This window comes from Paraburkholderia sp. BR14320 (genome assembly GCF_040948665.1).
GTDB classification, from domain to species: domain Bacteria; phylum Pseudomonadota; class Gammaproteobacteria; order Burkholderiales; family Burkholderiaceae; genus Paraburkholderia; species Paraburkholderia youngii.
The window spans coordinates 59,085-74,384 of record NZ_JBFPKG010000008.1 but is presented as its reverse complement, the minus strand read 5'-3'; the positions used below and the strand labels follow the sequence as shown (position 1 = coordinate 74,384).

Annotated in this window: 14 protein-coding genes; 11 read left to right on the top strand and 3 right to left on the bottom strand. The window is 65.4% G+C overall.

The window, feature by feature from the left end; translation table 11 throughout:
* The first annotated feature begins 10 nt into the window (after window positions 1–10).
* The 9 genes from rqpR (at window position 11) to AB3X89_RS10770 (ending at window position 10,495) form a co-directional block, all read left to right on the top strand.
* Window positions 11–667, top strand: coding sequence for a response regulator transcription factor RqpR (gene rqpR, locus AB3X89_RS10810; protein ID WP_176109785.1), 657 nt, complete (start codon window positions 11–13; stop codon window positions 665–667).
* A gap of 303 nt (window positions 668–970) precedes the next feature.
* Window positions 971–2,362 (top strand): amino acid permease, encoded by a 1,392-nt coding sequence (locus AB3X89_RS10805; protein ID WP_368583259.1) that lies wholly within the window; start codon window positions 971–973, stop codon window positions 2,360–2,362.
* A 470-nt stretch (window positions 2,363–2,832) separates the two neighbouring features.
* Window positions 2,833–3,354 (top strand): (2Fe-2S)-binding protein, encoded by a 522-nt coding sequence (locus AB3X89_RS10800; RefSeq protein WP_368583258.1) that lies wholly within the window; start codon window positions 2,833–2,835, stop codon window positions 3,352–3,354.
* Between the two features lie 10 nt (window positions 3,355–3,364).
* Entirely contained in the window at window positions 3,365–5,746 is a 2,382-nt protein-coding gene (locus AB3X89_RS10795; RefSeq protein WP_368583257.1) for a xanthine dehydrogenase family protein molybdopterin-binding subunit, read from the top strand.
* Window positions 5,747–5,774: 28 nt separating this feature from the next.
* On the top strand, window positions 5,775–6,572 hold the full coding sequence (locus tag AB3X89_RS10790) for a xanthine dehydrogenase family protein subunit M (protein ID WP_368583256.1): 798 nt from the start codon (window positions 5,775–5,777) through the stop codon (window positions 6,570–6,572).
* Window positions 6,573–6,741: 169 nt separating this feature from the next.
* A complete protein-coding gene (locus AB3X89_RS10785; RefSeq protein ID WP_368583255.1) occupies window positions 6,742–7,623 on the top strand; it encodes an AAA family ATPase in 882 nt (293 codons plus the stop codon).
* Between the two features lie 12 nt (window positions 7,624–7,635).
* Complete coding sequence (locus tag AB3X89_RS10780; protein ID WP_368583254.1) at window positions 7,636–8,901, top strand: VWA domain-containing protein; 1,266 nt, start codon at window positions 7,636–7,638, stop codon at window positions 8,899–8,901.
* Complete coding sequence (locus tag AB3X89_RS10775; RefSeq protein WP_368583253.1) at window positions 8,892–9,500, top strand: CoxG family protein; 609 nt, start codon at window positions 8,892–8,894, stop codon at window positions 9,498–9,500. The genes AB3X89_RS10780 and AB3X89_RS10775 overlap by 10 nt, the downstream gene beginning before the upstream one ends.
* Complete coding sequence (locus AB3X89_RS10770; RefSeq protein WP_368583252.1) at window positions 9,473–10,495, top strand: XdhC family protein; 1,023 nt, start codon at window positions 9,473–9,475, stop codon at window positions 10,493–10,495. The genes AB3X89_RS10775 and AB3X89_RS10770 overlap by 28 nt, the downstream gene beginning before the upstream one ends.
* 51 nt (window positions 10,496–10,546) lie before the next feature.
* Here AB3X89_RS10770 and AB3X89_RS10765 read toward each other — a convergent pair whose 3' ends face one another.
* On the bottom strand, window positions 10,547–11,260 hold the full coding sequence (locus AB3X89_RS10765) for a PepSY-associated TM helix domain-containing protein (RefSeq protein ID WP_368583251.1): 714 nt from the start codon (window positions 11,258–11,260) through the stop codon (window positions 10,547–10,549).
* A 333-nt stretch (window positions 11,261–11,593) separates the two neighbouring features.
* On the opposite strand from AB3X89_RS10765, the gene AB3X89_RS10760 reads away from it, so the two are divergent.
* Both AB3X89_RS10760 and AB3X89_RS10755 read left to right on the top strand, forming a co-directional pair.
* Entirely contained in the window at window positions 11,594–12,454 is an 861-nt protein-coding gene (locus AB3X89_RS10760; RefSeq protein WP_368583250.1) for a DUF3857 domain-containing protein, read from the top strand.
* Window positions 12,455–12,484: 30 nt separating this feature from the next.
* Window positions 12,485–13,492: a hypothetical protein gene (locus tag AB3X89_RS10755; protein ID WP_368583249.1), complete on the top strand. Its 1,008-nt coding sequence runs from the start codon at window positions 12,485–12,487 to the stop codon at window positions 13,490–13,492.
* A gap of 27 nt (window positions 13,493–13,519) precedes the next feature.
* Here AB3X89_RS10755 and AB3X89_RS10750 read toward each other — a convergent pair whose 3' ends face one another.
* Both AB3X89_RS10750 and AB3X89_RS10745 read right to left on the bottom strand, forming a co-directional pair.
* Entirely contained in the window at window positions 13,520–14,557 is a 1,038-nt protein-coding gene (locus AB3X89_RS10750; RefSeq protein WP_368583248.1) for a serine/threonine protein kinase, read from the bottom strand.
* A gap of 218 nt (window positions 14,558–14,775) precedes the next feature.
* The gene (locus tag AB3X89_RS10745) at window positions 14,776–14,988 is read right to left on the bottom strand and encodes a hypothetical protein (protein WP_176109797.1); all 213 of its coding nucleotides are present in this window, start codon (window positions 14,986–14,988) and stop codon (window positions 14,776–14,778) included.
* Between the last annotated feature and the right edge of the window lie 312 nt (window positions 14,989–15,300).

Below are 15,300 nucleotides of genomic sequence, written 5' to 3'. Positions count from 1 at the left end.
GCACGCGACCATGAGCCTGCGCATCCTGATCGTCGAAGATCACGCGGTGGTCCGCCAGGGCGTTCGCCAGCTGCTGCTCGATCGCGGAGTCGCGCGCGAGGTCGCCGAGGCGCAAAGCGGCTCCGAAGCGCTCGACTCGGTCGTCCATCACAGCTTCGACGTAGTGCTGCTCGACATCTCGCTGCCCGACATGAATGGCGTCGAGGTGCTCAAGCGCCTGAAACGCAAGGCGCCGCGCGTCGCGGTGCTGATGTTCTCGATGTACCGCGAGGACCAGTACGCGGTGCGCGCGCTCAAGGCCGGCGCGTCCGGCTATCTGTCGAAGACGGTCGACGCCGCGCAGATGATCGGCGCAATCCAGCAGGTCGCCGCGGGCCGCAAGTACGTGAGCCCCGAGATGGCCGAGGCGCTCGCCGACTACGTGTCGTTCGACGGCGAGCAGTTGCCGCACGAAAAGCTGTCCGATCGCGAGTACCAGACGCTGTGCATGCTCGCGTCGGGCAAACGGCTCACCGATATCGCGGCCACGCTGTCGCTGTCGGTGAAGACGGTCAGCGTGTACCGCACGCGGCTGCTGGACAAGATGAAGCTGCGCAACAACGCCGAGCTCACGTTCTATGTGATGAGCAACCGCCTCGTCGATCTGAATCCCGCGATGGCCGGCTAGGCCAGCAAGCGCCGCCTCCCGTGCCTGCGGCCTTGTGCCGCAGTCGCCCGACCCGACCGCGGCGCCGGCGCAAACGAAGAAATTCCGTCCCCGTCCATCGGCTATTCAGTAAAAGCTTGACTGCCGCCCCGCTCGCGGCACCGCAAGACCACGCCGAAGCCCCCTCCTGGCGGGAGTTTCCGCCCATCGCCCTAATCCACGAAGTGCCGCCTTGAACCGGCCCAGTGGCACGCATCCGCTAGAATTGCGGGTTTTCCCGACATTCGGCGCGCAACACGCGTGCACCACTGGAGACCCACGCCAATGTCCCTGTTTCGCAAAAAGAGCGTCGAGCACATGCTTGCGGCGAGCGCTCAGACCGCCGGCCTGAAAAAGGCGCTCGGCGCGCTCGACCTGACTTTCCTCGGCGTCGGCGCGATCATCGGCACCGGCATCTTCGTGCTGACCGGCACGGGCGCCTTGCAGGCCGGCCCCGCGCTGATGATCTCGTTCCTGATCGCGGCGATCGCCTGCGGCTTCGCCGCGCTCGCCTATGCCGAATTCGCATCGACGATTCCGGTCGCCGGTTCGATCTACACGTACTCGTACGCGACGCTCGGCGAGCTGGCCGCGTGGATCATCGGCTGGGACCTGATGCTCGAGTACGGCCTCGCGACCTCGGCGGTGTCGGTCGGCTGGTCCGGCTATCTGCAGTCGCTGCTGTCGGGCTTCGGCGTGTCGCTGCCGATGGCGCTGACCGCGGCCCCCGGCGCCGTCCCCGGACAGGAAACGCTGTTCAACCTGCCCGCCTTCCTCGTGATGATGGCGATCACCACGCTGCTGTCGGTCGGTGTGCGCGAATCCGCGCGCATCAACAACATCATGGTGGCGATCAAGGTCGTGGTCGTTCTGCTGGTGATCGGCGTCGGCGTGTTTCACGTCGCGCCGGCCAACTGGCACCCGTTCATGCCGCACGGCTGGAGCGGCGTGTTCGGCGCGGCCGCCGTGATGTTCTTCGCGTTCATCGGCTTCGACTCGGTGTCGTCGGCGGCGGAAGAGGTGAAGAACCCGAAGCGCGATCTGCCGATCGGCATCATCGCGTCGCTCGGCGTGTGCGCGGTGCTGTACGTGGCCGTGGCCGCGGTCGTCACCGGCATCGTGCCGTCCGAGAAGTTCATGGGCATTTCGCATCCGGTGTCGTACGCGCTGCAGCTCGCGGGGCAAAACTGGGTCGCGGGCTTCATCGACCTCGGCGCCGTGCTCGGCATGCTGACCGTGATTCTCGTGATGGCCTACGGTCAGACGCGCGTGATCTTCGCGATGTCGCGCGACGGCCTGCTGCCCGCGAAGCTGTCGAAAGTGCATGCGCGCTTCGCGACGCCGTTCTTCACAACGTGGCTCGTCGGCATCTTCTTCGGCCTGATCGGCGCGCTGGTGCCGCTCAATGTGTTGGCTGAACTGATCAACATCGGCACGCTCGCGGCATTCTCGATGGTGTCGATCGCGGTGCTCGTGCTGCGCAAGACCCACCCCGAGCTGCCGCGCGCGTTCCGTTGCCCGGGCGTACCGGTCGTGCCGGTGCTCGCGGTCGCATCGTGCCTGTTCCTGATGCTGAACCTGCAAGGCATCACGTGGGGCGCGTTCCTGATCTGGCTCGCGATCGGCATGGTCGTCTATATCGGCTACTCGCGCCGTCATTCGAAACTGGCAAAGTAAAGCGCCGTTTTCGACGAGGCCGCGCCAATGAGCTGAATGCTCGCGAGCGCGGCATCGCTTTCCGCTGATCTATCGAAGCGCCCCGTCATGCCCTGCAGACGGGGCGCTTGTCTTTGCGGCGTCCCGTTCCGTGGCCCCCATCTTCTCTACGTGCGCTCGCGCGCGCCGACACACTTCCCCTCATAGCGCGTCCGCGCGATTTGTGCTTTACTTTTCGGCAGACTTGTAAAACCCGCAGCACCCTCATCGGACCTCGCGAACCGCAGTCACTCGCAGTCGAAGCAAAAGCAGGGGCAACAACAATCACAGGTCCGGTCTCACCCACAGCAACTATCTTGCATGGGATCGTGGTCAGCGTGGAGGCGGGGATCGATACGCCGAAGCGCTCGCTCCGATCAATCGCGTTTAAACCGCATGGGACCGCGGTAAGCGCTAAAGCGCTAACCGCGGTCGACAAAGGAGACAGCTTCATGGCGATCAGCATCAGTCTGACGGTCAATGGCGCACCCGTGAGCGCCTCAGTCGACCCTGGCACCCTGCTTGTCCAGTTCCTGCGCGATCAACTCCGTCTGACCGGCACCCACGTCGGCTGTGATACCGCGCAATGCGGCGCCTGCACCGTGCATCTAAACGGCCGCGCGATCAAGTCCTGCAACATCCTCGCCGCGCAAGCCGATGGCGCCGAAGTCACGACCATCGAAGGGCTCGCGCCCAATGGCGCGCTGCATCCGATGCAGGCCGCGTTCAAACACTGCCACGGTCTGCAATGCGGCTTCTGCACGCCGGGCATGGTGATGAGCGCGGTGTCGCTGGTGCAGCGTCAACCCGATCTGACCGGCGACGAAGTGCGCGAACAGCTCGACGGCAATCTGTGCCGCTGTACCGGTTATCACAACATCGTCAAGGCCGTGCTCGAAGGCGCCGCGGGTATGAAGGCGTCCGCAGCATCGAGCGCAAATGCCGGCGCGAATGCCACCGGCGCAACCGCCTGAGGAGCCGACGATGAACGCACCCGATACACAGAGCCTGATCGGCGCCGCCGTCGAACGCAAGGAAGACTATCGCTTCCTGACCGGCAAAGGCCAGTACACCGACGACATCGTGCTGCCGCAGCAAACCTACGCGGTCTTCCTGCGCTCGCCGCACGCGCACGCGAAGATCAACAGCATCGACACGAGCGCGGCCAGACAGTCGCCGGGCGTGGTCGCGATCTTCACCGGCGCGGACCTCGCGGCGGAGAAGGTCGGCGGACTGCCGTGCGGCTGGCTGATCCACAGCACCGACGGCAAGCCGATGAACGAGCCGCCGCATCCGGTGATCGCGCATACAAAGGCGCGGCATGTGGGCGACCAGATCGCGCTCGTGATCGCCGAATCGATCAAGGCCGCCAAAGATGCGGCCGAATTGATCGAGGTCGATTACGAAGAACTGCCGGCCGTCGTCGATACCGCGCATGCGGCCGACCCGGGTCAGGCGGCAGTGCACGACGAAGTGCCCGACAACGTCTGCTACAACTGGGGCCACGGCGACAAGGCCGCGACCGACGCCGCGTTCGCGAAAGCCGCGCACGTGACCACGCTCGACATCGTCAACAACCGCCTCGTGCCTAACGCGATCGAACCGCGCGCGGTCAACGCGAGCTATTCGGCGCAGGACGACAGCTACACACTGTACGTTGCGAATCAGAATCCTCACGTCGAGCGGCTGCTGATGGCCGCGTTCGTGCTGTCGCTGCCGGAATCGAAGCTGCGCGTGATCGCACCGGACGTCGGCGGCGGCTTCGGCTCGAAGATCTTCCTGTACGCGGAAGACGTCGCGCTCACGTGGGCATCGAAGAAGATCGGCCGGCCGGTCAAATGGACAGCCGAGCGCTCCGAGGCGTTCCTCTCCGACGCGCACGGCCGCGATCACGTGACCAAGGCGGAGCTCGCGATGGACGCCGACGGCAAGTTCCTCGCGATGCGCGTGCATACGATCGCCAACATGGGCGCATATCTGTCGACGTTCGCGTCGAGCGTGCCGACAATCCTGTACGCGACGCTGCTCGCCGGCCAATATGCAACGCCCGCGATCTACGCCGAAGTGAAGGCGGTCTTCACCAACACCGTTCCCGTCGATGCGTATCGCGGTGCGGGCCGGCCGGAAGCGACGTTCGTCGTCGAGCGTCTGGTCGAAGCCGCGGCGCGCGAGATGAAGCTCGACCCCGCGGAAATTCGCCGCCGCAACTTCATCACGCAGTTCCCGTACGCGACCCCGGTCGGCCTCACCTATGACACCGGCGACTACAACGCGATTCTGTCGCGCGCGCTGACGCTCGCGGACGTCGAAGGCTTCGCCGCGCGCCGGCAGGAATCGGAAAAGAACGGCAAGCGCCGCGGCCTCGGCTACTCGTGCTACATCGAGGCATGCGGTCTCGCGCCGTCGAACATCGCGGGCGCGCTCGGCGCGCGCGCGGGCCTGTTCGAGGTCGGCCAGATTCGCGTGCACCCGACCGGTTCGGTCACCGTGTTCACGGGTTCGCACAGTCATGGCCAAGGCCATGAGACGACCTTCGCGCAAGTGGTCGCAGATCGCCTCGGCATTCCGCTCGACAGCGTCGAAATCGTGCACGGCGATACGGGTCGCATCGCGTTCGGCATGGGCACGTATGGCTCGCGTTCGATCGCAGTCGGCGGCTCGGCAATCTCGAAGGCGCTCGACAAGATCGAAGCGAAGGCGAAGAAAATCGCCGCGCATCTGCTCGAAGCGTCGGCGGAAGACATCGAGTTCAAGAACGGCATGTTCCGCGTCGCGGGTACCGACCGCACGAAGGCGTTCGCGGAAATTTCACTCGCCGCCTACGTGCCGCACAACTATCCGCTCGACGTGCTCGAACCGGGCCTCGAAGAAAGCGCGTTCTACGATCCGACCAACTTCACGTATCCATCGGGCGCGTACATCTGCGAGATCGAAGTCGATCCGGACACCGGCGAGAGCCGCATCCAGAAGTTCACCGCGGTCGACGATTTCGGCAACGTGATCAATCCGATGATCGTCGAAGGCCAGGTGCATGGCGGGCTCGGGCAAGGCATCGGCCAGGCGATGCTCGAGCGCTGCGTGTACGACAACGACAGCGGCCAGCTGCTGTCCGGCTCGTACATGGACTACGCGATGCCGCATGCGTCCGATCTGCCCGACTTCACGGTCGAGACCTCGAAGGGCACGCCGTGCACGCACAACCCGCTCGGCGTCAAAGGCTGCGGCGAAGCGGGCGCGATCGGCTCACCGCCGGCCGTGATCAACGCGATCATCGACGCGCTCGCGCCGCTTGGCGTGACCAATCTGCAGATGCCGGCCACACCGCATCGCGTGTGGTCCGCGATTCAAGCGGCGAAGCAAGCCTGACCCAACGATCCTGAGCGGAGCATTCGACATGTATTCATTCGAGTATCAACGCGCGACGGATCCGCAAGCGGCCGCCGCAGCCCTCACCGCCGACAGCGAAGCGAAGTTCCTCGCCGGCGGCCAGAGCCTTCTGCCGACCATGCGCCTGCGTCTCGCGCAGCCGTCGCAGCTGATCGACGTCACACGCATTCCCGCGCTCAAGACGATCAGCGTCGACGCGAACAAAGTGACGATCGGCGCGGCCGTCTGTCACGCCGACGTCGCCGACCACGCGGACGTGCGGCGCGTGTTGCCCGCTCTCGCGGAGCTGGCTTCGAACATCGGCGATCGCCAGGTGCGCGCGCTCGGCACGATCGGCGGCTCGCTCGCGAACAACGATCCGGCCGCGTGTTACCCGGCCGCGGCGATGGGCCTGGATGCGACGATCGTCACGGACCGGCGGCGCATCGCCTCGGGCGATTTCTTCGTCGGCATGTACGAGACCGCGCTCGCGCCCGACGAGCTGATCGTCGCCGTCGAGTTTCCGGTGCCCGAGCGTGCCGCGTACGAGAAATTCCGCAATCCGGCCTCGCACTTCGCGCTGGTCGGCGTATTCGTCGCGAAGTCCGCAGGCGGTGTGCGGGTCGCGGTGACGGGCGCGGCGTCGTCGGTGTTTCGCGTGCCCGAGCTCGAAAGCGCGCTGTCGGCAAACTTCACGCCCGAGGCGGCACGCGCGGTCAGCGTGTCGCCCGACGAGCTCAATGAGGACATGCACGCGAGCGCCGCGTATCGCGCACATCTGATTCCGCTGCTCGCCGCGCGCGCGGTCACGAAGGCAAATGCCTAGCGATACTCGCTAGGCGGCTAGGCTTGCGTTCGTGCGCATCACGGCGCGCGCAAGCCGGCTTCGTTCCTTTCGCGAGCCGGCGCCAGAGTTCGACGCCGAGTTCGCGTCCATTGCGTTCTTCACTCGCGCCGCGCCGTGTCATGGCCTGTCGCGCAGACTCAGGACCATCATGCAGCCGGTTTCGATCGACGACACCCTCGCCCAACTCGCCGCCCAGCGCTATTTCGCGAGCCGCGAACTCGCGACCGCGCTGTATCTCGCGCTGCGCATGGAGCGGCCGCTGTTCGTCGAAGGCGAGCCGGGGGTCGGCAAGACCGAGCTCGCGAAAGCGGCGGCCGGCATGCTCGGCACCACGCTGCTGCGGCTGCAATGCTATGAAGGCCTCGACACCGCGAGCGCGCTTTATGAGTGGGACTACCCGCGCCAGATCATGGCGCTGCGGCTCGCCGAAGCGAGCGGCGAACGCCCCGACAACGACACGCTGTATCGCGGTGAATTCCTGCTGAAGCGTCCGCTTCTACAGGCACTGATGCCCGACGAAAACCATCCCGGCGCGCGACGCGTGCTGCTGATCGACGAAATCGACCGCGCCGACGAACCGTTCGAGGCCTTCCTGCTCGAACTGCTTTCGGATTTCCAGGTATCGATTCCCGAGTACGGCACCGTGCGCGCCGCACAGCCGCCGCTCGTCATCATGACGTCGAACCGCACGCGCGAAGTGCACGACGCGTTGAAGCGCCGCTGTCTGTATCAATGGATCGGCTATCCGGATCGCGAGCGCGAACTCGAGATCGTGGCCGCGCGCGCGCCGCAAACGTCGGCGCAATTGCAGCGGCGCGCGGTCGACTTCGTGCATCGGCTGCGCGGCATGGACCTGTTCAAGGCGCCCGGCATCGCCGAAGCGATCGACTGGTGCCGCGCGCTCGAAGCGCTGTCGGTCACGGAGCTCGATCCGCAATCGGTGCAGAACACGCTCGGGGTGCTGCTCAAGTATCAGGACGATCTCGCGCGCGTGGATGCCGCGCAGATCGCGCAGTGTCTGGCCGGGTGAGGGTCGTCGGCAATGGCGAACGACATCGGCATAGGCAGACACGACGGCGCGAACCAGCAGTCCGCGCCCATGCTCGCGCGCAACGTCGTTCATTTCGTGCGCGTGCTGCGCGGCGCCGGTTTGCCGATGTCGCCCGCACAAGCCGTCGACGCGCTCGCCGCGTTGCAGTGGATCGATCTCGGCCGCCGCGATGACGTGCGCGCCGCGCTTGCCGCGCTGCTCGTCACCGCGCCCGACGAACGCGAGCTCTTCAATGCCGCATTCGATCTGTTCTGGCGCGACCCCGATTGGGAAGGCAAGCTGCGCGCGCTGCTGCTGCCGAAAGTGCGCGACGGGCTGCCGCCGCCGAAGCGCAACAACCGTCTCGCCGATGCGCTCGCGGTACGCATGCCGCCGTCGCCGCATCTGAATGCGCCGCAGGAAACCGAGCAGCACGAGTTGCATGCACAGCTGACGTTCAGCGCGGAGGAGCGGCTGCGTCATCGCGATTTCGACACACTGAGCGCCGACGAATGGCGCACGCTGCGTCATCTGATCCGCGGCCAGCGGCTGCCGCTCGCCATGGAACCGACGCGGCGCCTGAAGGCGGCCTCGCACGGCACCCATGCGGACCTGCGCGCGAGCGCGCGGCACGCGGTGCGCGCCGGTGGCGACTGGACCGTGTGGAAGTATCGCGCGAGGGTCGAGCGCAAGCCGCCGCTCGTGCTGCTGCTCGACATTTCCGGCTCGATGAGCAACTACTCGCGCGCGGTGCTGTACTTCTGCCACGCGTTGTTGCAGTCGCGCGAACGTCTGCAGGTGTTTCTGTTCGGCACGCGGCTCACGAACGCGACGCGCGCATTGCGCGAACGCGATCCCGACGTCGCGATCGCGACGCTCAGCGATCAGGTGGTCGACTGGTCGGGCGGCACGCGCATCGGCGCGGCGCTCGCCGAATTCAACCGACGCTGGGCGCGCCGCGTGCTCACCGGTCGTGCAACGGTGCTGCTCGTCACCGACGGTCTCGATCACGAAGCGATCGACGTGCTCGATGCCGAAATGGCACGTCTCGCACGTTTCGCGCATCGCATCGTCTGGCTCAATCCGCTGCTGCGGTTCAGCGGTTTTACTCCCAAGGCGCGCGGCGTGCAGGCGATCCTGCCGTATGTCGACGCGCATCGTCCGGTTCATAATCTAGACAGTCTCGCAGCGTTCGGCCGCGATCTCGCGCAATTGACGCGCACGCCTCGCCACGCCGTCGCCGCGACGACACTCGCAGGAGCAACGTCATGGAATTGAGCGAAACTCATACGCTGCCGGTCGCGCAGCAGCAAACGTGGGACGCGTTGAACGACACCGAAATTCTGCGCGCGTGCATCCCCGGTTGCGAAAGCATCGACCCGGACGGCGAAAACGCGTACCTGGTCACGCTGAGCGCGGCGGTCGGCCCGGTCAAGGCGCGCTTCAAGGGGCGCATGCAACTGACCGACATCGACGCACCGAACGCCTACACGATCGTGTTCGAAGGCCAGGGTGGAGCGGCCGGCTTCGCGAAGGGCAATACGCAGGTCACGCTCGAAGCCGACGGCGATGCCGCGACGAAGCTCTCCTACACCGCCAACGCGCAGGTCGGCGGCAAGCTCGCGCAGATCGGCTCGCGGCTCGTCGACGGTGCGGCGCGCAAGATTGCCGGGGAGTTTTTCAAGCGCTTCAGCGCCCAGCTCTCGGGTGAGAATAGCGCTGGTGAAGCAACGGACGGCGACGCTTCGGTGGCTACCGAAGCGGAAGCCGCGTCAGCGTCTGCGCAAGCGGAATCGAACGACGCCGCGGACGGAGAGTCCGGCGACGAAGCAAAGAAGGGGAAGAAATCATGGACAGCGTGGATCTCGAAGTTCTGAAAACCAGCGCCCGCTGGCTGGAGGACGGACATCGCGCGCTCCTCGTGACGGTCGTGAAGACGTGGGGCTCGTCGCCGCGTCCCGAGGGCGCGATGCTCGCAGTGCGCGACGACGGCCTCGTGGTGGGGTCGGTGTCGGGAGGCTGCATCGAAGACGATCTGATCGACCGCGTACGGCAGCGGGGCATCGAGCAGACGCATCCGGAAGCGGTGAAGTACGGCATCACGGCCGAGGAGGCGCATCGCTTCGGGCTGCCGTGCGGCGGCACGATCCAGCTCGTGCTCGAACCGTTGACACGGCAAAGCGGCATCGCCGAGCTGTGTCATGCGGTCGAAAACGGCCGGCTCGTCGCCCGCGAACTCGACATGGCGACGGGCGCGGTGCGGCTCGACAACGCGCAGGCGACCGACGGCGTGCATTTCGACGGTGAGCGTCTGCTGACGATCCACGGTCCGCGCTATCGGATGCTCGTGATCGGCGCCGGGCAGTTGTCGCGCTACTTGTGCCACATCGCGGTGGGGCTCGATTATCAGGTGACGGTCTGCGATCCGCGCGAGGAATACACCGAGGAATGGGACGTGCCGGGCACGAAGATCGTCCGCACGATGCCGGACGATACCGTGATCGACATGAAGCTCGACGAGCGCTGCGCGGTGATCGCGCTCACGCACGATCCGAAGCTCGACGATCTCGCGCTGATGGAAGCATTGAAGACGCCGGCGTTTTATGTCGGCGCGCTCGGTTCACGCCGCAACAATCAAGCGCGACGCGAGCGCCTGAAGGAGTTCGATCTGAAGGAAGCCGAACTGGCCCGTTTGCATGGGCCCGTCGGCATTTATATCGGCAGCAGGACGCCGCCTGAAATTGCGGTGTCGATTCTGGCGGAGGTGACGGCGGCCAAGAATGGCGTGTCGCTGCCGACGCTATTGCAGGTCGAAGGGGCGAAGGCTGCGCGGGAGATTGCGGCGTCGGGTGGCGCCGCCTGCAGCGTGTAGCCTGCCGCGTTCAACGAACCAGGCGGAGGGAACCCGACGTGCCTTCCGCGCTCACATCAAGCCGCAAACCACTGCCGCGATCACCGAGCCGCTCACCAGTACCACGCCCACCACGCGGCGTTTATTCAATTCGGTCCACAGCAGCACGCCGGTCAGCGACAGCAGAATCAGGCTGCCCGCGATCGTGTCGATCAACAGCACCCACCCGACGCTGAGACCCACGCCCTTGTGCAGATTGCTCAGCGTCGCGAAAAACGAGTTGCGCGTGTGCTTCACCGTCACGAAGCCGTTGCCGACCCAGTACTCGGCCTGCACGGTCTGCCCCGGGCCCATGATGCCGACCTGCCATTGCTCAGGCTGAATGGTGCGGTGATCGCCCCATGCGACCGGATGCGCGGGCTCGCGCTTCGCGCGCCCCGGCTTGCCGTCGATCTTCAACTCGCGTTGCAGCCACTTCGCCATCTCTGCCGGCGAGTGCAGCGGCTTCTCAGGCACCGCGATCTGCATTTCCTCGACCTGCGGCGCCCCCGTCGAAATTTTCAGCGGACCGGCGCGATGATTGAGCAGGAAGCCGGTCACGCCGAACATCAGCCCGAGCACCGCGCCCCACAAGCCGATCCAGCCATGCACGTTGCGCAGCCCCTTGATGAAGGTCGCACGACGCGAACGCTGCCGCCGCGGCGCCTGTTGCGCGGTGGCGCCCGGCCTGGGGACGCCCGGCGCGGCGACGGTAGGTTTCAGATCGATCGATTCAGGCGCGTTCAAAACGGACTCCAGGCTAGAGCGGTAGGAAGAATTCGAGTGAGAACAGGCGGACCGGCCGGCTTGTGATCCGGGCGATCCGCGCGAAGGGCTGGCTGGCGAGTCACAGGGGAGTAGCGTGACAAAAAGCTTGCGATGCCTTTCAATTGAGAAACATTATCATTACACAATTAAGTGTTTGACTCAATGTCGTGACGCCGTGGGCGCGCAGTGCATACCCGCCGGGCAATCTTCGAGTCGCCTCCCAATGCGCGCCAGCCGCTTGACATCCGCGCGGCGCGAAACGACGCTAGCTGGCGATGCCGTCAACGCCGCCGTCCGGGGATACCTGCCGTCATGCGACTCTGCTTCGTGGTCCTTGCCACCGCCGGCTGGCTGGCCGGCATCGATGCCGCGAGCGCGAGCGCGCCGGTCAAACTGGACGACCCCTATACCAACGAGGGCGAGACGCAGACCTTCACCATCAACGCGGACGGCTCGTATGCGAAGCTCGATTCGATGACGCTGCGCGTGAACAACGAAGCCGGTGTCGAGCGGGTCGCGCAGCAATACGTCTGGTTCAACCGCAACATGGCCGACGTGCAGATCCTCGAGGCCTACACGGTCACCGCCGACGGCAAACGTCACGACGTAGCACCCGAGCAGATCCGCGACGTGCAGGAAGTCCGCTCTTTCGACGCGCCGATGTTCCAGGACATCCAGGAAAAGGTGATCGTGTTCCCCGCGGTCGAACCCGGCGCGCGCGTGCATCTGACGTACCGCAAGACGCAGCATCAGCCGATCGTGCCGGGCGAATTCAGCGACTTCACGCCGCCCGATCTCGCGCCGACCCGCAACTTCCGCCTGATCTACGACCTGCCCGCCGACAAGCCGCTGTACGCGGACGCCCGTGGCTTCAGCGCGGTGACGCCCATCACGCGCGACGGCCGCACGCGCTACGAATTCCGCTACGACAAGGCGCATTTCGACCGGCTCGAACGCGGCTCGATTGCATACGTGTCGTACGGGGATCGGCTGATGGTGTCGACCTTTCCGAGCTATGCCGCGTTCGCCGCGTCCTATCGCAGTTCCGCAGCCGACCCGGGCACGCACGACGCCGCGATCACCCAGCTCGCGCAAAAGTTGACCGCGCACGATCACACCCCGCGCGACAAAGCCAAAACGCTATACGACTGGGTGCGCCGCAACATCCGCTAAGTCGCGATCTACGTCGGACGCGGCTCCGTCGTGCCGCACAGCGCGAGCGCCATCCTCGCGAACCGCTATGGCGATTGCAAGGACCACGTCGCGCTCTACGGCGCGCTGCTCGACACGGTCGGCGTGCGCAACGAGCCGGCGCTGATCAGCAGCGGCACGATCTACACGCTGCCGAGTGTACCCGGCTACGGCGTCATCAATCATGCGATCACGTGGCTGCCCGATTTGCAGATGTACGCGGATTCGACCGCGTCGAACGTCGAGTTCGGTTTTCTGCCTTCGTCCGATATGGACCGTCCTACCGTGTTGATCGACGACGGCGTACTCGCGCAAACACCGGCCACCGCGCAGATGTCGCGCAGCACCGATCTCGCGATCAAGATCGAACCTGACGGCTCGGCGAGCTTCACGTATCGGCTGCAAGATGCCGGACCGTACGCCGAGCAGGCCCGCGCGCGGCTGCGCACGCAAACGCCCGCGCAACGAGAGGAATCGATTCAGGCCGAGCTGCGCAACGCGAATCTGCGCGGCACCGCGACGCTGATGACGAGCGACCTCAGCGCGGCCGACGGCCCGCTCACGCTGACGATGAAAGGCACACTGGAAAGTCTTGTGGTGACCGGCATGACCGCATCGATCCCGGCCCTGACGAGCCTCGGCGGCGGCGTCGAGGCTGATACGCGCTACTGGCTCGGCGAACGCAAGCGCACGCAGCCGTTCGTGTGTCACAACCTCGCGATCCACGAACGCGCGCGCATCGAGCTGCCGGCCAACTTCCGCGTGCTCGACATGCCGGAGGCGCAACGCACGCAGGACCGCTTCGTCGATTTCACGTCGGAGTACGCGTTCGATCCGCTCAGCAACGTGGTCACGATGACGCGCGACGGCGCCACCCATTTCGACAGCGACGTCTGCACGCCCGATGATTTCACGCGCATGCGTCCCGCGATCGAAGCGATCGGACGGGACGTGCGCGCGGAGGTGATCGTCAGGTCGACGCTGGTGGAGTCGTCGAACGTGGCGTCGCAGGCGCCTTGAACATCAACGCGTCAACGCGTCAACGCGTCAAACCGGCCACAACGGCCCTTCCTGCATCGCGCCGATCTGCTCGCGCATCTCGAGGATGCGATCCTCCCAGTAGCGCTGCGTGTTGAACCATGGAAACGCGGCCGGAAACGCCGGATCGTTCCAGCGGCGCGCGGGCCACGCCTGATAGTGAATCAGCCGCAACGTGCGCAGCGCTTCGATCAGATGCAGTTCGCGCGGCTCGAACTCGCAGAAATCCTCGTAGCCGGCGAGCAGATCGGCGAGCGCGCGCGACGCCTCCGCGCGTTCGCCCGGCAACAGCAGCCACAGGTCCTGAATCGCGGGACCCATGCGGCTGTCGTCGAAATCGACGAAATGCGGGCCCGCATCGGTCCACAACACGTTGCTCGGATGACAGTCGCCGTGCAGACGCAACGTGCGAATCTCGCCGGCCCGCTCGAACGCACGCGCGACACCTTCGAGCGCGAGATTCACGACGGTTTCCCACGCGGTGCGCAAGTCGTCGGGCACGAAACGATGCGCGAGCAGGAAGTCGCGCGGCTCGTAGCCGAACGTGTCGATGTTCAGCGTGGGACGTTCCGCGTAGTCCTGGGTCTGTCCGATCGCATGAATGCGCCCGATGAAACGTCCGAGCCATTCGAGCGTGTCGCGCCGGTCGAGGTCCGGCGCGCGGCCGCCGCGTCGCTCGAAGACCGAGAAGCGGAAACCGTCGAAGCTATGCAGTGTGCGGCCATCGAGCACGCGCGCGGTCACGGCCGGGATCTCGCGCGCGGCGAGTTCGGCGACGAACGCGTGCTCTTCGAGAATCGCCGCGTCGCTCCAGCGCTCGGGACGATAGAACTTCGCGACCACGGGCGGACCGTCTTCGACGCCGACCTGATACACGCGATTTTCGTAGCTGTTGAGCGGCAGCAGACGGCCGTCGGTCCGCACGCCGGTCGTTGCGAGAACGCCGTCGATCGCGTCCAGCACGGTTTCCGGCGTGAGCCGCGCGAACGGCACGGCGCCATCGGCGCCGGCCTCAGGATGGGGATTATCGGGAATGGTGTCGTTCATGCCCCGCATTGTGCGCCGCGCCGCGGCTAAAGACGAGGGCGACGGCTCGTAATACGTGCGGGGCATCGCTAGAAATACGGGCTGATTTGCGGCGCGCCGTGGATCGACGCGCGCATCGACCCGCAGCGATGCCGGCGAGCCGATCTCACCTTACAACATCACTACAGCCCGCTCCTGCGTGTCACACAACGACAATGAGCAACAGATAAGCCTCTCGTTCAATGCGTCTGCGCGCCGGCCGGACGTATCAGGTCGCCGGTATCGATCAGATCTTCGAGGAAAAAGGGTTCGGTGTTGAGCTGCCGCGATGCGCCGGGCTCGCCGGCGTACCACGCCACCATCGCCATGTCGCCAAGAATGCGCATGACGATTCCGCGCGCGCCTTGCGGCACGGCGATATGTACCGATCGGACAATGGAACCGACTTCCATGATAATTCCCCGCTTCCCTTAGCCGGCTTTATGATTTCACGCCGGTCGAGGTGATGATAAAAACGCCGCTTCGCATTGGACGTTGCGTGCGCACTTAATCTGTCGCGCGCATGGCGCGTGAGAGGTTCGAGTCATTGTTCCCGCTTTGCGGGGCTTTGGGAAGGCGAATAGAAGGCTTTTACCAGTCGTTTCGCCCTATTCCCATTGCGCTGCGCACGGCCGATGATCTCGGCGTCAGACGTCGTAATGAAGACCATCATAAACCCTGTCGGGGGGAGACATCAAAAACGTGCATTACCAGAACGATCTGCA

Coding starts and splice junctions, on each gene's coding strand:
- rqpR (WP_176109785.1), top strand. CDS start 11: ATGAGCCTGCGCATCCTGATCGTCGAAGATCACGCGGTGGTCCGCCAG.
- AB3X89_RS10805 (WP_368583259.1), top strand. CDS start 971: ATGTCCCTGTTTCGCAAAAAGAGCGTCGAGCACATGCTTGCGGCGAGC.
- AB3X89_RS10800 (WP_368583258.1), top strand. CDS start 2,833: ATGGCGATCAGCATCAGTCTGACGGTCAATGGCGCACCCGTGAGCGCC.
- AB3X89_RS10795 (WP_368583257.1), top strand. CDS start 3,365: ATGAACGCACCCGATACACAGAGCCTGATCGGCGCCGCCGTCGAACGC.
- AB3X89_RS10790 (WP_368583256.1), top strand. CDS start 5,775: ATGTATTCATTCGAGTATCAACGCGCGACGGATCCGCAAGCGGCCGCC.
- AB3X89_RS10785 (WP_368583255.1), top strand. CDS start 6,742: ATGCAGCCGGTTTCGATCGACGACACCCTCGCCCAACTCGCCGCCCAG.
- AB3X89_RS10780 (WP_368583254.1), top strand. CDS start 7,636: ATGGCGAACGACATCGGCATAGGCAGACACGACGGCGCGAACCAGCAG.
- AB3X89_RS10775 (WP_368583253.1), top strand. CDS start 8,892: ATGGAATTGAGCGAAACTCATACGCTGCCGGTCGCGCAGCAGCAAACG.
- AB3X89_RS10770 (WP_368583252.1), top strand. CDS start 9,473: ATGGACAGCGTGGATCTCGAAGTTCTGAAAACCAGCGCCCGCTGGCTG.
- AB3X89_RS10760 (WP_368583250.1), top strand. CDS start 11,594: ATGCGACTCTGCTTCGTGGTCCTTGCCACCGCCGGCTGGCTGGCCGGC.
- AB3X89_RS10750 (WP_368583248.1), bottom strand. CDS start 14,557: ATGAACGACACCATTCCCGATAATCCCCATCCTGAGGCCGGCGCCGAT.
- AB3X89_RS10745 (WP_176109797.1), bottom strand. CDS start 14,988: ATGGAAGTCGGTTCCATTGTCCGATCGGTACATATCGCCGTGCCGCAA.